The sequence below is a fragment of the Actinoallomurus sp. CA-142502 genome (assembly GCF_050936355.1).
GTDB lineage: Bacteria > Actinomycetota > Actinomycetes > Streptosporangiales > Streptosporangiaceae > Actinoallomurus > Actinoallomurus iriomotensis.
On sequence record NZ_JBNJMY010000001.1, the window covers coordinates 1,147,344 to 1,164,268 of the forward strand.

Below are 16,925 nucleotides of genomic sequence, written 5' to 3' on the forward strand. Positions count from 1 at the left end.
CTGGGTAATCCCACTTGTGTGATGCCCGAGCCGAATGTGGGGACGTCCGGCACGCCGCGTGGGTCCGTCGGCATGCGGCGGAGTTTCCCCGTGGCCGGCGGATACCGGCTGTCCTCGTGGTCCACGGGCTCCACGGCGGTGACGCCGGTGGTCTGCGTGCACGGCGCCGGGACCTCCAGCCGGCCGCTGCTTCCTTTGGTGGAGCGGCTGGGGAGGAGCGTTGAGACGTGGGCGGTCGATCTTCCCGGCTTCGGGCAGAGCTCCCGGCCGGCCGAGCCGCTCGGGCTCACCGCGCTCGGTGAGACGCTGGCGGACTGGCTGGAGGCGGTCGAACTGCCGCCGGCGTGCCTGCTCGGCAGCTCGTTCGGCTGCCAGGTGGTGACCGAGGTCGCCGTGCGTCATCCGGACCGGGTGCGGTCGCTGGTCCTCGTCGGGCCGACCACCGACCCGGCGGCACGCACGTGGCCGCGCACCGTCCTGCGGTGGCTGCGCGACTCCGTCCGCGAGAGCCCGCGGATGCTTCCGCTGAAACTCGCCGACTACCGCGACTGCGGGGCGGGCGGGGTGCTGTTCGCGTTCGGCGAGTCACTGCGTGACCGGATCGAGGACCGCCTGCCCGCGGTCACCGTGCCGACGCTCGTCGTGCGGGGAGAACGCGACACGGTGGTATCGCACTCGTGGGCGGAGGAGGTCACCCGGCTGGTTCCGGGAGCGAGGCTCGCGACGGTGCCGAACAGCCCGCACATGGTCCCGTTCCGTGAGCCGGAGGCGCTCGCGGCCCTCGTCACCGAGTTCGTACGGCAGGACGCCGATGCGGACGGATGAGTGGATCGCCGGCGTCGGCGCTGCCACCGGCACGCCGCGCGTACCGGGTGCCCACCCGCGCGCCCGCGATGTTCCGGCCCTCGACATCGGGCGGCCGGCCTGATGGCCGAGGACGCATCGACCGTCGGCGCGCTCGGAAGACTGCTCCAGAACTCGCACCTGCTGCCGCCAGGGAAGCTGGCGGTCGAGTTCACCGAGGCGGCGCGTCCCCTGGGGATCTCGGCGATCCGGATGTATCTGGCCGATCTGCGGGAGCAGCGGCTGCGGCCGATGGACGACGCGTCCGGGCAGACGCCTCCGTCGCTGCGGGTCGACTCCACGCTGGCGGGGCGGGCCTACCAGACGATCAGCGTGCAGAGCGAACGGGTCGAGGGCGAACCCGACCGGCATCGCCTGTGGGTCCCGCTCCTCGACGGCACCGAACGGCTCGGCGTCATGGAGGCCGTGTTCCCGGGCGGCGAGGCGCCCCCCGGCCGGACGGCGCTCGAACGATGCCGGATGCTGGCCTCCCTGGCCGCGCTGATCGTCGCCAGCAAGTACCCCTACAGCGACACGCTCGCGCGGCTCCGGCGGCGCCGTGAGATGGCCGTCCAGGCGGAGATGGCGTGGGCGTTCATGCCGCCGCGCACGCTCGCCACGAATAGGGTGATCCTGGCCGCGGCCCTGGAGCCGGCGTACGACGTCGGCGGAGACGCGTTCGACCACAGCCTGTCCGGCGACCACCTGATCTTCTCGATCTTCGATTCGGTCGGCCACGACCTGACCGCCGGGCTGATCTCCAGTGTCGCCATGGCCTCCTGCCGGGCCTCACGCCGCTCCGGCGGAGCGCTGGCCGACGCCGCCGAGCAGGCGGACGCCGCCATCGCCGGTCAGTTCGGCGAGTCGCGGTTCGCCACCGCGCTGCTGTGCGACCTCGACATGGGGACCGGCGAGCTGCGCTGGATCCCGTGCGGCCACCCGCCGCCCCTGCTCATCCGCGAAGGCAGGGTGCTCAAGCAGCTCATTCGCGATCCGCGCCTGCCGCTCGGCCTGGAGGAGACGGTGCAGGGGCGGCGTACGTCCTCGACCGTCCACTCGGAGAACCTGCGGCCCGGCGACCGGTTGCTCCTCTTCACGGACGGCGTCGTCGAGGCGCGCGGGGAGGACGGCCGGGAGTTCGGACTGACGGGTTTGAGCGACTTCGTGATCCGTAACCACGCCGAAGGCCTCACCGCCCCGGAGACCCTGCGCCGTCTCAACCAGACGATCCTGGGCCACCAGCACGGACGCCTCCGCGACGACGCCACGGTCGTCCTCGTGGAGTGGATGCCCACCGCCCCCGGAGAACGCCTCACCATCTGAGCGCCGGGTCCGTCGCGGGCGGGTACAACGCCGAAGAGGCGAGTACGACTCCTGAGCTCAGAAAGCCACACGACGACGCGACGACCCGGCCGAACGGCGACGAGGCCGGCGGGCAGTTCGACCACGACTTCATCGGCAAGACCCAGACGGAGATCGCCAAGGGCACCGAGCCGCAGATCAGCACCCTCGCCCAGAGCACCCTTCCGGTGCTGCGCGAGCACCTGGCGACCCTGCGGAAGGCGGCGCCCACCGGCTGAGCCCGGTCGTTCTCGCCGCAGATCGGCAGGGTGCCCACACCGGTCATGATCTCGCGTCCGGTCGTCCCGGTCTCCTCCTTCATGTCTCGCGGAACCGGCGTTCACCACCGGTGCTGCCCGGCGCTACCCGCGCGAGGCGCGAACCGCCACGGCGGCCGACGGCGTTCCAGGCGGCGGTCGCGGCGAGCGAGACGGCGAACAGCCCCCCGGTGACGACGGTGATAGAGCCGCCGGCCGCCACGTCGTATCGGGCGGAGACGAGGACCCCGGCCAGTCCGCAGCCGGCGCCCGTGGCCACCGCGACCGCGGTCATCATCGGGATGTCGCGGGCCCAGAGCCGAGCGATGGCGGCGGGCGCGACGAGCACGGCGACGGCCAGGATCGCGCCGACGGCGGGGACGGCCACGATGATGACGGCCTCGACGGCCAGCAGCAGCGCCAGGTCGATGCCGGCCGGGCTGTACCCGGCGGCGGCGTGGCCGTCCGGGTCGAACGCGCGGAACGTCAGTCGCCGGCCCGCGGTGGTCACGAGGACGACGACGATGACGCCGACCACCGAGACGGCGACCAGGTCGCCGGTCCCCACCGTCAGGATCTGGCCGACGGTGTAGGCCGTGAGATCCTTGGCGAAGCCGTCGCGGGCCGACAGCAGGATGACGCCGAGCGCGAACCCGGCCGACAGCACGATGCCGATCGCCGTGGTCGTGCCCTGCTCCGGGCGCCGTGACAGGGCCAGGACGCCCAGCACGACCAGCACGCCGAACACCCCGCTGCCGAGATAGAGGTTCACTCCGGCGATGGCGGCCAGCACGACGCCGGGGAAGGTGGCGTGCGTCATCGCGAGGGTGAAGAACGGCAGCCGTCGCAGCAGCACCCGCACGCTGATCAGGCCGCCGACCGCGCCGAGGAGCATCGCCTCGACGATCGCCCGGCCGACGGCGGTCACGGCGTGCTCCTCGCCGTACGGTCCGCCGGCGGCCGCCGCCGGATCGTCACGGCCGCCAGCGCGCCGAGGTGGCCGGCGACCAGGACGAGGACGACGGTGGCGCCGGAGGCCAGCCGAAGGCCGTGGTGGATCGAGGCGTCGTAGCTGAGTGCGAGCCCGGCCCATCCGCCGAGGGCGCCGATGGCGGCGGCGATCGGCACGATGAGCACCAGCCGGTCCGACACGAGGCGAGCGGCCGCCGCGGGCACGATGAGCAGCGCGATGACCAGTACGGTGCCGACGGCGCGTACGGCGGCGACGACGACCAGGGCGACGACGGCGTTGGTGGCCAGGTCCAGCAGGCCGATCCGGTACCCGGCCGCCCGCGCTCCCTCCGGGTCGAAGGCGCGGGCGAGCAGTGGCCGCCGCAGGACCGCCAGCGCCGCGACGACCAGGGCGGTGACCACCAGTGTCTCGGTCAGCTGCTGCGGCGTGACCGTCAGGATCCGGCCGAACAGGAACGCGGTCAGGTCCGCGGTGTAGCCGGACTCGCGGGAGACGAGTACGACGCCGACGGCGAAGAAGGTGGTGAGCAGGACCGCCAGCGCGGCGTCCTCGGTGACCGCCCGGTGCCGGGTCATGAGGGTCAGCAGGGCGGCGGTCGCGGCGGCGGCCGCGAGCGCGCCCCAGAAGACGCCGCCCTCGCCGCCGAGCAGGTAGCCGATGACGACACCCGGGAAGACCGTGTGCGTGAGCGCGTCGGTCATGAACGCCAGGCGGCGCAGCAGGATCAGCACTCCGACGGTGCCGGCCAGCGCCCCCAGGACGAGCAGTTCCGCCAGTGCCCGGCCCATGAACGGGTGGGCGAACGGCGCGATGAAGATCTGGTCCATGGGCCGGCCTCAGGAGTGCGCGACGATGACACGGTCACCGCGCAGTTCGAGGGCGTGCCCGCCGTACGTCGCGCGCAGCCGGTCCGGGGTGAGCGTCAGCCGGGTGGGGCCGAAGCCGTACTGACGGCGGTTGAGCAGGCAGACCTCCTCGCAGGCGAGGTGCGCCAGCGCCAGGTCGTGGGTGGAGACGACGACGGCCGTCCCCTGTCCCTTGAGCACGGCGACGGCGTCCAGCAGGGCCTGCTCGCTGACGGCGTCGACGCCGTTGAACGGCTCGTCCAGCAGCAGGAGCCCGGGCTCGGCGGCGATCGCGCGGGCGAGCAGCACGCGCTGGCGCTGCCCGCCGGACAGCGTGCCGAACCGGTGCCGGGCGCGGTCGGCCAGCCCGACCTGTTCGAGGGCGTCGCCGGCGGCCCGCCGGTCCGCGGCCCGGGGGCGGCGCAGCGGGCCGATGCGGCGGTAGCGGCCCATCAGCACGACCTGGCCGACCGAGATGGGGAACTCCGGGTCGAGCGTGTCGGCCTGCGGGACGTACGCGACCTCGCGCCGGGCCTGTGCGGGCGTCCGGCCGAGGACGGTGATCCGCCCGGACACGAGCGGGACGAGACCGAGGATCGCCTTGATGAGGGTCGACTTGCCGGCGCCGTTCGGGCCGATCAGGGCGACCGCCTCGCCCGGGCCGACCACGCCGCCGATGTTCTCCAGCGCCGGTGTGGGCCCGTAGCTGACGGTGACCTCGTCCAGTGCCAGGGCCGGGTCCGTGGGGGTGTTCATGGTCAGCCCTTCAGCGCCGTGACGATGGTGGTGGTGTTGTGGCGCTCCATGTCGATGTACGTGGCGCCGGCCGAGCCCGCGGGCCCGAGCGTGTCCCCGTACAGCGACTCCTCCCCGGCCTCGACCTTCACGCCCGCCTGCTTGCCGATGGCCTCGGCGGTCTTCGGGGGGAGCGATGACTCGGAGAAGATCGCCTTGACCCCGGTCGACTTGATATTGGCGACGAGGGCGTCGAGCCGCTTGCCGGACAGCTCGGCGGACGTGTCGAAGCTGGGGATGATCGACCCGACGAACGTCAGGTGGTAGCGGTCGATGTAGTAGCCGAAGGCGTCGTGGTTGGTGACCAGCTTGCGTCGACCGGCGGGCAGCGTGCCGATCTGCCGGGCGATCCAGGAGTCCAGCCGGTCCAGCTTCGTGGTGTACGAGGCGAGGTTCGCCGCGTAGGCCGCCTTGCCGGAGGGGTCCGTGGCCTCGAAGGCGGCCGCGATGTTCCGGCTCATGAGCTCGGCGTTCTTCGGGTCGTGCCAGATGTGCGGGTCGCCGGCGGCCTCCTCCTCGGTGCCGTCGCCCTTGCGGATGGGCACTCCCTTGCTCGTGTCGACCAGGGTGCCGTGGAAGCCGGCGGACTTGATCGTCTGGTCCAGCCACCGCTCCAGCCGCACGCCGTTCTCCACCACGACGTCGGCCTCGGCGATGGCCTGGATGTCGGCGGGGGAGGGCTCGTAGTCGTGCGGGTCGACGTTCGGCTTGAGGAGCTGGGTGACCTTGACCTTGTCGCCCCCGATGTCGCGGGCGAAGTCGGCGACCTGGGTGGTCGTGGCGACCACCTTCAACCGTCTCGCGCCGGTGCCGTCACCGGTGCTCGCGGAACCGTCACACGCCGTGGCCGCGGCCAGAAGACCGGCGAGGACCACGGCGGAGGTGTGGATACGCAAAGTGTCTCCTCATGGTCGATATGCGTAGAGGAGACCGATCCTCGCGATAATGAAAACGGTTGTCAATATCGATAGTTGCTCGGTCGGTTCGCGGAGGTGTTCTTCGCGGCCGGTGACCGGACCGCGTCCGTGAGAGTCTCCGGGTGGACGGTCGCCGTTCCGGCCGTGTCGGCGGGTCGGCGGCGTTCCCAGGGCATGGCGAGGGCGAGCAGGGCGATGACGGCGACCGAGCTCCTGGACCCCCACTGGTGGTTCTGCCACCAGCCGACGTCGTCGAAGTGGGTCGGCAGGGTGGTGTACAGGGACGACCTGCCCGATGCCGGCGGCGGTCGGGGCCAGCGCCCAGTTGCCGCCGGTCAGCCACGCCGTCCAGCCCCATTCGCCGACGACCGGTCGTACGCCGCCGAGGTACCGGGCCACGTTCAGCAGGTCCGACCAGCCCACGTTAGTCCGTCACCCGCACGCGGCCCTTCTCCGCGAGGCGCGCAATCTGACCGGCGATGGACCACCCCGTTCTCCGTCCGCTTCGCTGCGCGAACCCCGAGGGCGCGCTGACCACAGGTCAGCGAAGACAAGGCCGCTGAGCTGCGGATTCGCAGCCAACTCCGTACCGAGGCCGGGACGGCGCGACACCGACGGTGACCCCGCGGACACGCCGGGGTGAGATCATGTCGCATGGCCTCACGCCCGCGCGTCACCCCGGCCGTGCCCGGTGCTCCGGCCCGCCGGGCGTTGTTGCTCGCGGGGTTGGGCCTGCCGGCGGGATGCGCGCTGGTGGGTGGCGAACCCTCGTACCGCGACGGGCCGCTGCCGATCGCCACCGGAGCCGTCGACGGCGTCTACTACCGCTATGCCAGGTCGCTGGCCGCCCGGATCGAGCACCGCCTGCCGGGCGTCCGCCCGTCCGTGGACTCCACCACCGGTTCCGTGGACAACCTCCATCGCCTGGCCTCCGGCCGCGACCGGCTGGGCTTCGCGGCCGCGGACGCCGTGGGAGCGGCGGCCACCTCCCGTACGCTCCGGTCGCTGGCCCGCCTCTACGACGACTACATCCATCTGGCCGTGGCGGGCACCGGGCCGATCCGGTCGGTCGGGGACCTGCGCGGCCGTACGGTCTCGGTGGGCGCGACCGGCTCGGGCGTGGAGCTCGTGGCCGGGCGCGTGCTGGACGCCGCCGGCCTGACCTCCGGCCGGCGTCCCGCCCAGGTCCGCATGGGGCTGGAGGAGTCCGCCGCCGCGTTGCGGGCGGGGCGGATCGACGCCTTCTTCTGGTCCGGAGGACTGCCGACCGCCGGGATCGCGAGGCTCGCCCGGCAGGTGCCCGTCCGGCTCATCGCGCTCGGCGCGCTCGCGCCGCCGATCCGCGCGCGCTACGGGCCCTACTACCGCGCCGCCGCGATCCCCGAGGGCACCTACGACGGCGTCGGCGCGACCCTCACGCTCGCCCTGGCCAACTTCCTGCTCGCCACGGCCTCACTGGACAATGGCCTGGCCTTTCGGGTGACCGAGATGCTCATCCGCGACCGGGACGCCGTCGCCGCCGAGGTGCCCTCGGCCGAGCTCCTGGACGTGCGCGACGCCATCCAGACCGAGCCGGTTCCGCTCCACCCGGGAGCCCTGCGCTACTACCGGTCCGTCAAACCGTGACCGCCGGAGGCTGATCCGCCGGGACCGCCATCGTCACGGCCAGCCCGCCTCCGTCGGCGGTGGCGATGTCCAGCCGGCCACCGCAGGCGGCGAGCAGCGTACGCGCCACGGCCAGCCCGAGCCCGGACCCGTGGACGTTCTGGTGGCGCGGGCTGCGCCAGAACCGGTCGCCGACGCGGGCCATTTCCTCCGGTGGCAACCCGGGCCCCTCGTCGGTCACCTCGATCTCGACGGGATCCCCGGCGCCGGCCACCGTCACGCTGACGACCGAGCCGGCCGGTGAGAACTTCAGCGCGTTGTCGATCACCGCGTCGAAAGCGCTGCCGAGCGCGGTCGGATCCGCGACGGTCCAGACCGGCCCGCCCCAGGCGCGCATCACGGCGATGTCCCGCTGGTCCGCGACGACCTGCCAGGCGGTGACCCGCTCCTCGACGAGCGCGGCCACGTCGAAGCGTTCCACGGCGGCCTCGCGCTGCTCGGCCAGGGCGAGTTCGAGGAGGTCGTCGAGGACGGCGGTCAGCCGGCGCGCCTCCCGCCGGAGGGCCTGGATCTCCTCCTCACGGCCGGGCGGCAGCGCCAGGGCCAGGTCCTCCAGCCGGAGCATGACCGCGGACAGCGGGTTGCGGAGCTGGTGGGACGCGTCGGCGACGAACGCGCGCTGGCGTTCCATCGTGTCCTCCACCTTCTGCGCCATCCCGTTGAAGGAGGCCGTGAGGCGGCGGAGCTCGGGCGGCCCGGAGGCGGCCGTCGCACGGGCGTCGAGGCGGCCGGTGGCGATGGTGTGGGTGGCCGCGTCGAGGGCGCGTACCGGGCGCAGCATCCAGGTCGCCAGGCGGTGGGCGAGCGACCAGAACAGCAGGACCGCGACGGCGGCCGCGCCGCAGAGCAGCAGCCACCGGTGCAGGACGGCGGCGCGCATCCGCCCGGTCGGCGAAACGGTCACCACGGCGCCCACGACGTCTCCGGACTGCATCACGGGCGCGGCCACCGCCAGCGAACGGCCGCTCCAGGGCCAGATCAGGTGCGGATCGGCGCTGTGCCGCCCGGCGAACGCCTGCCGGAGGACCCCTGTGACGTCGCCGCCGGGGTAGCCCGGCGTCGCGACCAGCCGGCGGCCGTTCCGGTCCAGCACCGCGGCCGAGATGCCGTACACCTGCTGGTAGCGCGTGAGCTCGGTGCTCAACGTGGAGGTCGAGGCGCCCGGGGCCGCGTTCCCGGCCAGCGCCGCGAACCGTACGGTGTCATCCAGCCGGTCCTGGAACAGCGCGTCCTGGTGCTGACGGACGATGCTCGTGCCCAGTGGGACGCCGAGGGCGAACAGGATGCAGACCATGAGGGTGATCAGGGTCCCGATGAGTCGCGCGCGCAAGGTGGGCTCAGCTGAGGGGGAGGGCGTTCTCGCCGGGCCGCTCGGGCGCCGCGACGATGCGGTAGCCGACCCCGCGTACGGTCTCGATCACGCCGGTCAGCGCCAGCTTCGCCCGCAGCGAGGCGACGTGCACCTCCAGGGTGCGGTGGTTGCCCTGCCAGCTGGTGTTCCAGATCTCGCTGATGAGCTGCTCGCGGCGGAAGACCACGCCGGGTTCGCGGGCGAGCGTCGCGAACAGGTCGAACTCCTTGCGGGTGAGTGTCACCGGCGTCCCGTCGACGCGGATCGAACGGCGCAGCCGGTCCAGCTCGATCCGGCCGTCGCACAGCGCCTGCGCCGGCCGCCGGCCGGGCGGGGCCGTGCCGCCGGCGCCGTTGCCCGGGGAGCGCCGCCGGCTGACGACGTGAATGCGGGCGATGAGCTCACCGACGTCGTACGGCTTCACGAGGTAGTCGTCGGCGCCCAGGTCGAGCCCGTGGATCCGGGACCGTACGTCCGCGCGGGCGGTCACCATGATCACCGGGATGTCGAGGACGGCGCGGACGCGGCCGCACAGGTCGAAGCCGTCCCGGTCGGGCAGGCCGAGGTCGAGCAGCATGACGTCCGGGCCGCGGTCGAGCAGTTCGAGGGCGCTGCCCGCGGTGTGCGCCAGGTCGACCTCGAAGCCGTGCCGCCGGAGCACCGACGACAGCGCCGCCGCGACGTGTACGTCGTCCTCCACGACGAGCAGGCGCATGGCACTCCTTTCCCTGCGTGACTCTATCGATACGGACGGTCCGTCCGCCGCACCCTCCGGCACGCGAGCGCGCCCCTCCCCGGCCGGGAAGGGGCGCGCTCATCCGTCACGCCACGGGCGCGAACTCCTCGCCTTCGGCCGCCCTCGCCGGTCCGGACTCCCCGGCCACCTCGCGGGACGGCCCGGCCCATCCGCTGCGGACGCCCCAGGCGTAGAACGCCAGCGAGCTGACGGCGACCACGGCCATGTCCACGCCGTACGGGATGAGGTCGTACCCGCCGAACCGGGCGCTGCCCAGAGCCGACAGCAGCGCCATCCAGGCGAGGTAGGCGATCAGCCACACGCCGGCCCGCAGGTGCGGGCCCCATCCCTCGAACCGCTGCCGCAGGCCGTAGTAGAGGTAGATCGGCAGGCCGATCGCCATGATGAGGATGACCTCACCGGTCAGCGGCCACCGCGACCAGTACATCAGCAGCGACGCGAACGCGAAGCCCGTCGGCGCGATCACCCGCAGGGCCGGCGTCCGCGTCGGCCGGGGCAGGTCCGGGCAGGTACGGCGCAGCACCGTGACGGAGACCGGGCCGGTGACGTACGAGATGACGGTGGCCACCGAGATCACCGCGGACAGGGTGCCCCAGCCGCGGAAGAGGCACAGGAAGACGAACGCGATGACCAGGTTGAACCACATCGCCGGCTGGGGGATGCCGTACTTCGGGTGCACCCGGCCGAGGATTCGCGGGAAGTAGCCGTTCTCCTGCATGCCCTGGATCATCCGGGCGGTGGTGGCCGTGTAGGTCATGCCGGTGCCGGAGGGGGAGATGAACGCGTCGGCGTACAGGGTGACGGCGAGCCAGTTGAGGTTCACCGCGATCGCCAGATCCGCGAACGGCGAGTTCAGGTCGACGCCCGACCAGCCGTGGCCGAGCAGGTGGCCGGGGACCGCGCCGATGAACGCCGTCTGCAGTCCGACGTACACGAGCGCCGAGAGGACGAGCGCGCCGATGAGGGCGATCGGCACGGAGCGGCCGGGGTTGCGCGCCTCACCCGCCATGTTGATCGGGCTCTGGAATCCGTTGAACGCGAAGACCACGCCCGAGGTCGCGATCGCGGTCAGCACCGCCGCCCAGCCGTACGGCGCGAAACCGCCGTGGTGGGAGAAGTTGCCCCCGTGGAACCCGGAGGCGAGCAGGCCGACGATCGTCAGGGCCGGGACGACGAACTTGACGATCATGATGAAGCCGTTGGCCATCGCGTACAGCCGTACGGTCCAGTAGTTGATCAGGAAGTAGACGACGACCAGGAGCGCCGCGATCGCCAGCCCGGTGGGGTGGAGCTCCTTGCCGTCGTAGAGGCCCTTCGCCCAGTGCCACTTCCACGAGCTCATGTACTGCACGGACGCCTCGGCCTCGATCGGGATGACCGAGACGATCGCCACCCAGTTCGACCAGCCCCCGATGTAGCCGACCAGTGAGCCGTGGGAGTACTGCGCGTAGCGGACCATGCCCCCGGACTTGGGGAACAGGGAGCCGAGCTCCATGTACGCCAGGCCGATGAGCATCATGATGCCCGCGCCGATCACCCAGGCCAGGATGGCCGCCGGCCCCGCGACCTTGGCGGCCTTCCAGGACCCGAAGAGCCAGCCGGAGCCGATGATCGAACTGAGGCCGACCATGAGGAGTGAGAACGTACCGAGTCGCCGGTGATAGTCGCCACCGGCTCCGCCCGGCTCCGGGCGTGCCACATTCGGCATGCGGGGTTACCTCCCTCTCGTTGGGTGCGGCCGGGACCGCAGGAGCCGCGCGCGCGATTGAGAGAAGGGTGCTCCCGGCCGTGGAGACGGGCCAAGGTCTTTGAGCTAGATCTGAGGGTTCGTCGTCATCCGGCGTCAGAGAGTGACGACCGGCCGATCCGCCGGGCCGAGCGTGGTCATGTCGGTGCCGCCGGGGTCCGCTCACCGCGGGCGCGGGCCGTCACGACCACTCCGCCCGAGGCGACGCTGACGCAGGCGACGGCGAGCCACTGCGGCGGGCTCAGGTGTTCGCCCAGCACGAGCAGGCCGGACACGGCCCCGGCGGCCGGTTCGAGGCTCACCATCACGGCCACCACCCGTTCCGGGAGGCGGCGCAGCGCGGCCTGGTCGAGCGACCACGGGATCACGGCCGACACCAGGGCGGTGCCGGCGCCCGCGAGCAGTACGTCACCGTGGAACAGGGCCATGCCCTCGAACGCCGGGCCGAGCGGCAGCACCAGGAGGGCGGCGAACACCACCGCCCACGTCAGGTCGGACCCGTCCGCCCGGCGGGCGCCCGCACGCTTGTTCAGCACCAGATAGGCCGCCATGAACGCGCCCGAGGTCAGCGCGAGCGCGACGCCCGCCGGCGGGAAGGGGACAGGGCCGCCGCCGGGCCGGTAGATCATCGCCACCCCCACCGCCGCGAGGCCGGCCCACAGCACGTCGGCGGGACGCCGTGAGCCGGCCAGCGCCAGCATGAGCGGGCCGAGGAACTGGACGGTGGAGGCGATCCCCACCGGCAGGCGCTCCATCGCCGGATAGATGAACCGCATGCCCGCGATGGCCGCTCCGAGGGCGGCGATCAGGGGGAGCACCTCGCGTCGGCGCACGCGGGCGCCACAGCGCGCAGAGGATCAGGGCGGCGAACGCGAGCCGAAGCGTGATCACCCCCGGCGCGCCCACCTACCCGAACATGCCCTTCCCCAGGGACTGGCCGGTCCGCACGGCGATGACGCTGCCGAGGACGAGAACCGGCGCCGGCACGCCCGGAGGTCGTCGAGGTCCCATGGCGGCAGTCTGCGAAGGTCCGACCGTTCGCGTCATCGACGGATTTCACACTGTTTCATGTTGAATGGCCGCACGATCGATCCCCGCGTACACGGTGCTCGACCACGCCGACATGCTCTTCGCCCAGTGGGAACGCGCCCGTGCGGAGATCGCCGCGCACCGCCGGGGCGTCTCGGGCGAGGTACGGTTCGCCGCCGTGTCCAGCGCGCTGGCCGCCCTCGTCGTGCCGGCGGCGGCACGGCTGCGAGCCGAGCATCCCGGGCTGGCGGTACGGATGGCCGAGCAGGAGAGCGAGAAGGTGTTCGCGCTGCTGCTGGCGCACCGTACGGACATCGCCGTGGTGATCCCGACCGCGGACGGCCCGCCTCCGGACGATCCACGCTTCGACCAGCGGCCGCTGCTGGACGAGCCGCAGGACCTGCTCGTTCCCCCGGCGCACCCGCTGGCGGGCGACGGCACCGCGGAGCTGGCCGCCGCGGCGCGCGACCCCTGGATCGGCTCTCCCGACCGCGCCGACCAGCACCACCTGATGCTCACCGCGTGCGCCGCGGCCGGATTCACGCCCCGCATCGCCCATCACGCCAACGAGTGGTTCGCCGTCTCGGCCCTGGTCGCCGCCGGTTTCGGGGTGGCGCTGGTGCCGCGGCTCGCCCCGCTGCCGCCCGACGACGAGGTCGTCCGCGTGCCGCTGCGCGGAAATCCGGTGCCGTCCCGGCGGATCATCACGTGCGTCCGCCGGGGCAGCGACCGCCAGGCTCCCGTCGCCCACGGCCTGGCGGCCCTGCGCGAAGCGGCCGCTCACCACACCGCCTAGTGACCGAAGGGCTCACACTGTTCAGAACACGCCGCCACCTGCGGCGATGTTTTGACCAGTGATCCAGCGCGCCTCATCGCCGGCGAGGAACACGGCCACGTCGGCGACGTCCTGCGGTCGGCCGACTCGACCGAACGGCGACATGCCGGCGGCGACTTCCCGATCCCGCTCGGGGAGCAGGTCGGTGTCAGTGAACCCCGGGGAGATCGCGTTGACGGTCACGTTCCGCGGACCCAACTCGCGCGAGAGCACCCGTACGAACTGCTCCACGGCGCCCTTGCTTCCCAGGTAGAGCGAGGTCTCGGTGAAGAACATCCTTGTCCCGCCGGTCGACGTGGCGACGATACGGCCGCCGTCTCGCACTCGGCGCGCCGCTTCCTGCAACGTGAAGAAGACGCTCTTCACGTTGGCTGCGAATACCCGGTCGAAGTCCTCTTCGGTGCATTCGACCAGCGGTTTGATCACGGCATCGGCCGCATTGGCGAAGACGATGTCCAAGGGGCCGAGCGCCTGCTCGGCCCGGCTGAACAGGCCGGTCACCTCGGCCGGGCGGGACAGGTCGGCCTGCAGGGCGACAGCGGTGCCGCCGTCCGCTTCGATCGCCGCGACGACCTCGGCGGCAAGCTTGTCGTTCTTCAGGTAGTTCACGGCCACCGACGCACCACGAGCCGCCAGCCCGAGCGCGATCGCCCGGCCGATCCCCCGCGAGGCGCCAGTGACGACCGCGGCCTTTCCAGAAAGATCCTGTGTCATGACGATCCCCACACTCGACATTCACCTGACAGGTGGTACGGGCCGAGCATGGCCTGTCCCAGCTCGGCTCGCCCTGCTCTACCGTCCGAGTCGAAGCGCGCTGCGCAAGGCCTGAACGCCACACCCACGACCACCTGCGTGGCCGGTCGCCGCAGGTGTTGACGGGACCACCGAAAACATATATGAACATTCATGTTCTTGGCGAACATCAATGTTCATAAAGCGTCGAAGTGATCAGTGACGCGTCACGAGCCTGCCGCCCACCCCGCGAGGAGCCGTCCCATGCACAGCAGAGCGCTGATCGCGGCCGCTCTCGTCCTCGCCGGAGTGGCCGCCGGCCCCACTCCGGCCCGTGCCGCCGCCTCGTTACCCACGATGCGGAGCGGACACGGCATCACCGTGACCGCCGAGCACCGGGTGGACGCCCGGCGCATCGACCTGACGGTCACCAGCACCGCCGTCGCCGGATCGCACCAGGTCTACGTCCTGCTACCTGAGCACTATCGTCCGGCCGAACGCTACCCCGTGCTCTACCTGCTGCACGGCGCGCTCGACACGCCCGGCTCGTGGCTGACCGACGGCGACGCGGAGAACCTCACCGCCGGCCGGCCGCTGATCACCGTGATCCCGGACGGCGGGCTCAAGGGCTGGTACACCGACTGGGCGCACCCGCGCGGCGCCGCGCCGCAGCGGTGGGAGACCTTCCACGTCGACCAGCTCATCCCGTTCGTGGACGACAACCTCAACACGATCGCGAACCGGAGGGGCCGCGCGATCGCCGGGCTGTCGATGGGCGGGTTCGGCGCGATGCGCTACGCGGCCCGGCACCCCGGCCTGTTCGCGTACGCGGCGAGCTTCTCCGGAGCCCTGGACCTGCTCGACCCGGCCGTGCGGGCGACGATCGTGGCCGAGGAACTCGGCGTCGTGCCGAACTCCGGTCCACCGGCCGCGGCCGACGCGATCTTCGGGTCGCCGCTCATCGGCCTCGACGGCGGGTGGCGGGCCGCCAGCCCGGTACGGAACGCCGCGTCGCTGCGGGGCATGGGCCTGGCCATCTACACCGGCGGCGGTTCGATCACCGATCCCTTCAGCGGAATCGTGGAGAGCGACCTCCGCGGCACCGCCCGGGCGATGCACCGGTCGCTGAACGCCGCCGGCATTCCGCACTTCTTCGACGACTACGGCGACGGCCGCGGTTACGGGCCGGGCCGCTGCGACGGTAACCACGACTTCGGCTGTTGGAAGAACGACCTGGTCAACGTGTTGCCGCGGCTCATGGCCGCCGTCTCTCACCCACGAGGAGCTCAGTGAACGACCCGACCACGCACCGTCTGTCCGGCCGCCGGATTCTGATCACCGGCGCGGCCCGGGGCATCGGTGCCGCGCTGGCCCGCCGCCTGCACGAGCGCGGCGCACGCCTCGCCCTGGCCGGGCTCGAACCGGACCTGCTGGCGAGCGTCGCCGCGGACTGCGGTGACGCTCCCTGGCGGCACTGCGACATCGCCGACCGTACGGGGGTCGACGCGGCGATCGATGACCTGGCCGCCGCGCTCGGCGGACTCGACGTCATCGTGGCGAACGCCGGCATCGCCGCCCAGTGGCCGCTCCTCGACGGCGACCCGGAGGTGCTGGAGACGACGCTGCGCGTCAACGTCCTCGGCACGTACCACACGCTGCGCGCCGCCGGCCGTCACATCGCCCATCCTGGCGGGTACGCCCTGCCGGTCGCCTCGCTCGCCGCGGCCGTGCACGCGCCGCTGCTCGGCGCGTACAGCGCGTCGAAGGCGGCGGTCGAGGCGCTCGGCGACACGCTGCGGATCGAGTTGCGGCACACCGGCGCGAAGGTCGGCGTCGCCTACTTCGCCGAGCTGGACACCGAGATGACGCGGCGCGGCTTCGACACTCAGGCCGCCGCGGTGATGGGCGGGCGCGAGGGCACCTTCACCGGGGTGACGCCCCTGCGGGCGGGCGTCGACGCGCTGGAGCGCGGGATCGCCCGCCGCGCCCGCCGCGTGTACGCCCCCCGCTGGGTCGGGCCGGTGCTGGTCGCGCCCCGCGTCGCCCAGCGTGTCGTCGAGAAGGCCGTACGCTCACGCCTGCCGACCGCCCTGGAGGTCGCGCGCGGCGAGCGCCCGCCGTTCACCACGGAACAGCCATGACCGAACCGGGGGAGGCGCCCGGCCCGGCCGCTCGTCGCGTCGGGCCGGGCCGGGCGAGCCCGCTGGCCCGCGCGGTCGCGTACGGTGCGGGCCGGCGGGTCGGCACCGGCCCGGTGCGGCTCTTCCTGGTGCTCGGCCGGCACCGCCGGCTGTTCGCCGGGTGGCTGCACTTCGCCGGGCGGCTGATGCCGGGCGGGCTGCTGCCGCGCCGGGAGACCGAGCTGGTCATCCTGCGCGTCGCCCATCTGTGCGGCTCGGCGTACGAGGTCGCGCACCACACGCGGCTGGGCCGGGCGGCCGGGCTGGGCGAGGCGGACCTGCGCCGGGTGGCCGAGGGTCCCGCCGCGGACGGGTGGACGGCCCGCGAGCGCGCCCTGCTGCGCGCGGTGGACGCGCTGCACGCCGAACGTGACCTGGACGACGCCGCCTGGGCGGAGCTGAGCGACCACCTGGACGAGCGGGAGCGGATCGAGCTGTGCCTGCTCGCCGGGCACTACGAGATGCTGGCCACGGTCATTCGGACGCTGCGGATCGAGCCGGATCCGCCCCGCCGCCGACCAGCCCGACCAGCAACTGAATCATCGGTTCGCGCAAGGTGGGCAGCTCGCCGTCGCGGCCGTGCACCAGCTCGGCGGCCACCAGCTGGCTGACCGCCCCGACCATCATCCGTGCGGCGAACCCCGGGTCCGGCAGCCGC

17 protein-coding genes are annotated in these 16,925 nt (G+C 72.6%); 8 read left to right on the forward strand and 9 right to left on the reverse strand.

Annotation, left to right across the window (positions count from 1 at the left end):
- Window positions 1-21 precede the first annotated feature (21 nt).
- The 3 genes from ACQEV1_RS05560 to ACQEV1_RS05570 all read left to right on the forward strand — a co-directional run bounded on the left by ACQEV1_RS05560 (window position 22) and on the right by ACQEV1_RS05570 (window position 2,423).
- A complete protein-coding gene (locus ACQEV1_RS05560; protein WP_433391948.1) occupies window positions 22-825 on the forward strand; it encodes an alpha/beta fold hydrolase in 804 nt (267 codons plus the stop codon).
- A gap of 102 nt (window positions 826-927) precedes the next feature.
- Entirely contained in the window at window positions 928-2,166 is a 1,239-nt protein-coding gene (locus ACQEV1_RS05565) for a PP2C family protein-serine/threonine phosphatase (RefSeq protein WP_433391951.1), read from the forward strand.
- Window positions 2,127-2,423 carry a hypothetical protein gene (locus tag ACQEV1_RS05570; RefSeq protein WP_433391953.1) on the forward strand — a complete coding sequence of 99 codons (297 nt, stop codon included), beginning with the start codon at window positions 2,127-2,129 and terminating at the stop codon, window positions 2,421-2,423. Before ACQEV1_RS05565 ends, ACQEV1_RS05570 begins: the two co-directional genes overlap by 40 nt.
- A 79-nt stretch (window positions 2,424-2,502) precedes the next feature.
- Here the strand turns inward: ACQEV1_RS05570 and ACQEV1_RS05575 are convergent, their stop codons facing one another.
- Genes ACQEV1_RS05575 through ACQEV1_RS05590 form a run of 4 tightly spaced genes read right to left on the reverse strand, consistent with a single transcriptional unit; the run spans window position 2,503 to window position 5,950 of the window.
- Window positions 2,503-3,369, reverse strand: a complete 867-nt coding sequence (locus ACQEV1_RS05575) for a metal ABC transporter permease (protein WP_433391955.1) — start codon at window positions 3,367-3,369, stop codon at window positions 2,503-2,505.
- Window positions 3,366-4,241, reverse strand: coding sequence for a metal ABC transporter permease (locus ACQEV1_RS05580; protein ID WP_433391962.1), 876 nt, complete (start codon window positions 4,239-4,241; stop codon window positions 3,366-3,368). Before ACQEV1_RS05580 ends, ACQEV1_RS05575 begins: the two co-directional genes overlap by 4 nt.
- Before the next feature lie 9 nt (window positions 4,242-4,250).
- Window positions 4,251-5,015: a metal ABC transporter ATP-binding protein gene (locus ACQEV1_RS05585; RefSeq protein ID WP_433391964.1), complete on the reverse strand. Its 765-nt coding sequence runs from the start codon at window positions 5,013-5,015 to the stop codon at window positions 4,251-4,253.
- Window positions 5,016-5,017: 2 nt separating this feature from the next.
- Entirely contained in the window at window positions 5,018-5,950 is a 933-nt protein-coding gene (locus ACQEV1_RS05590; RefSeq protein ID WP_433391967.1) for a metal ABC transporter substrate-binding protein, read from the reverse strand.
- A 675-nt stretch (window positions 5,951-6,625) separates the two neighbouring features.
- On the opposite strand from ACQEV1_RS05590, the gene ACQEV1_RS05595 reads away from it, so the two are divergent.
- Window positions 6,626-7,597 (forward strand): TAXI family TRAP transporter solute-binding subunit, encoded by a 972-nt coding sequence (locus ACQEV1_RS05595; protein ID WP_285631294.1) that lies wholly within the window; start codon window positions 6,626-6,628, stop codon window positions 7,595-7,597.
- Here the strand turns inward: ACQEV1_RS05595 and ACQEV1_RS05600 are convergent.
- From ACQEV1_RS05600 to ACQEV1_RS05615, 4 genes are all read right to left on the reverse strand, one after another.
- Window positions 7,587-8,966 (reverse strand): sensor histidine kinase, encoded by a 1,380-nt coding sequence (locus ACQEV1_RS05600; protein ID WP_285631296.1) that lies wholly within the window; start codon window positions 8,964-8,966, stop codon window positions 7,587-7,589. The genes ACQEV1_RS05595 and ACQEV1_RS05600 overlap by 11 nt on opposite strands.
- A gap of 7 nt (window positions 8,967-8,973) precedes the next feature.
- Window positions 8,974-9,702 carry a response regulator transcription factor gene (locus tag ACQEV1_RS05605; protein WP_433391972.1) on the reverse strand — a complete coding sequence of 243 codons (729 nt, stop codon included), beginning with the start codon at window positions 9,700-9,702 and terminating at the stop codon, window positions 8,974-8,976.
- Between the two features lie 106 nt (window positions 9,703-9,808).
- Window positions 9,809-11,452: an APC family permease gene (locus ACQEV1_RS05610; protein WP_433391975.1), complete on the reverse strand. Its 1,644-nt coding sequence runs from the start codon at window positions 11,450-11,452 to the stop codon at window positions 9,809-9,811.
- Between the two features lie 176 nt (window positions 11,453-11,628).
- Window positions 11,629-12,324: an EamA family transporter gene (locus tag ACQEV1_RS05615; protein ID WP_433391978.1), complete on the reverse strand. Its 696-nt coding sequence runs from the start codon at window positions 12,322-12,324 to the stop codon at window positions 11,629-11,631.
- 242 nt (window positions 12,325-12,566) lie between these two features.
- On the opposite strand from ACQEV1_RS05615, the gene ACQEV1_RS05620 reads away from it, so the two are divergent.
- Complete coding sequence (locus tag ACQEV1_RS05620; protein ID WP_433391981.1) at window positions 12,567-13,316, forward strand: LysR substrate-binding domain-containing protein; 750 nt, start codon at window positions 12,567-12,569, stop codon at window positions 13,314-13,316.
- 21 nt (window positions 13,317-13,337) lie between these two features.
- On the opposite strand, the gene ACQEV1_RS05625 is transcribed toward ACQEV1_RS05620, so the two are convergent.
- Entirely contained in the window at window positions 13,338-14,069 is a 732-nt protein-coding gene (locus tag ACQEV1_RS05625) for an SDR family oxidoreductase (protein WP_285578023.1), read from the reverse strand.
- Between the two features lie 282 nt (window positions 14,070-14,351).
- Between ACQEV1_RS05625 and ACQEV1_RS05630 the strand changes: the two genes are divergently transcribed.
- Genes ACQEV1_RS05630 through ACQEV1_RS05640 form a run of 3 tightly spaced genes read left to right on the forward strand, consistent with a single transcriptional unit; the run spans window position 14,352 to window position 16,878 of the window.
- Window positions 14,352-15,380: an alpha/beta hydrolase gene (locus ACQEV1_RS05630; protein ID WP_433391985.1), complete on the forward strand. Its 1,029-nt coding sequence runs from the start codon at window positions 14,352-14,354 to the stop codon at window positions 15,378-15,380.
- Complete coding sequence (locus tag ACQEV1_RS05635; RefSeq protein ID WP_285578026.1) at window positions 15,377-16,228, forward strand: SDR family NAD(P)-dependent oxidoreductase; 852 nt, start codon at window positions 15,377-15,379, stop codon at window positions 16,226-16,228. The genes ACQEV1_RS05630 and ACQEV1_RS05635 overlap by 4 nt, the downstream gene beginning before the upstream one ends.
- Complete coding sequence (locus ACQEV1_RS05640; protein ID WP_433391987.1) at window positions 16,225-16,878, forward strand: carboxymuconolactone decarboxylase family protein; 654 nt, start codon at window positions 16,225-16,227, stop codon at window positions 16,876-16,878. Before ACQEV1_RS05635 ends, ACQEV1_RS05640 begins: the two co-directional genes overlap by 4 nt.
- The last annotated feature ends 47 nt before the right edge of the window (window positions 16,879-16,925 follow it).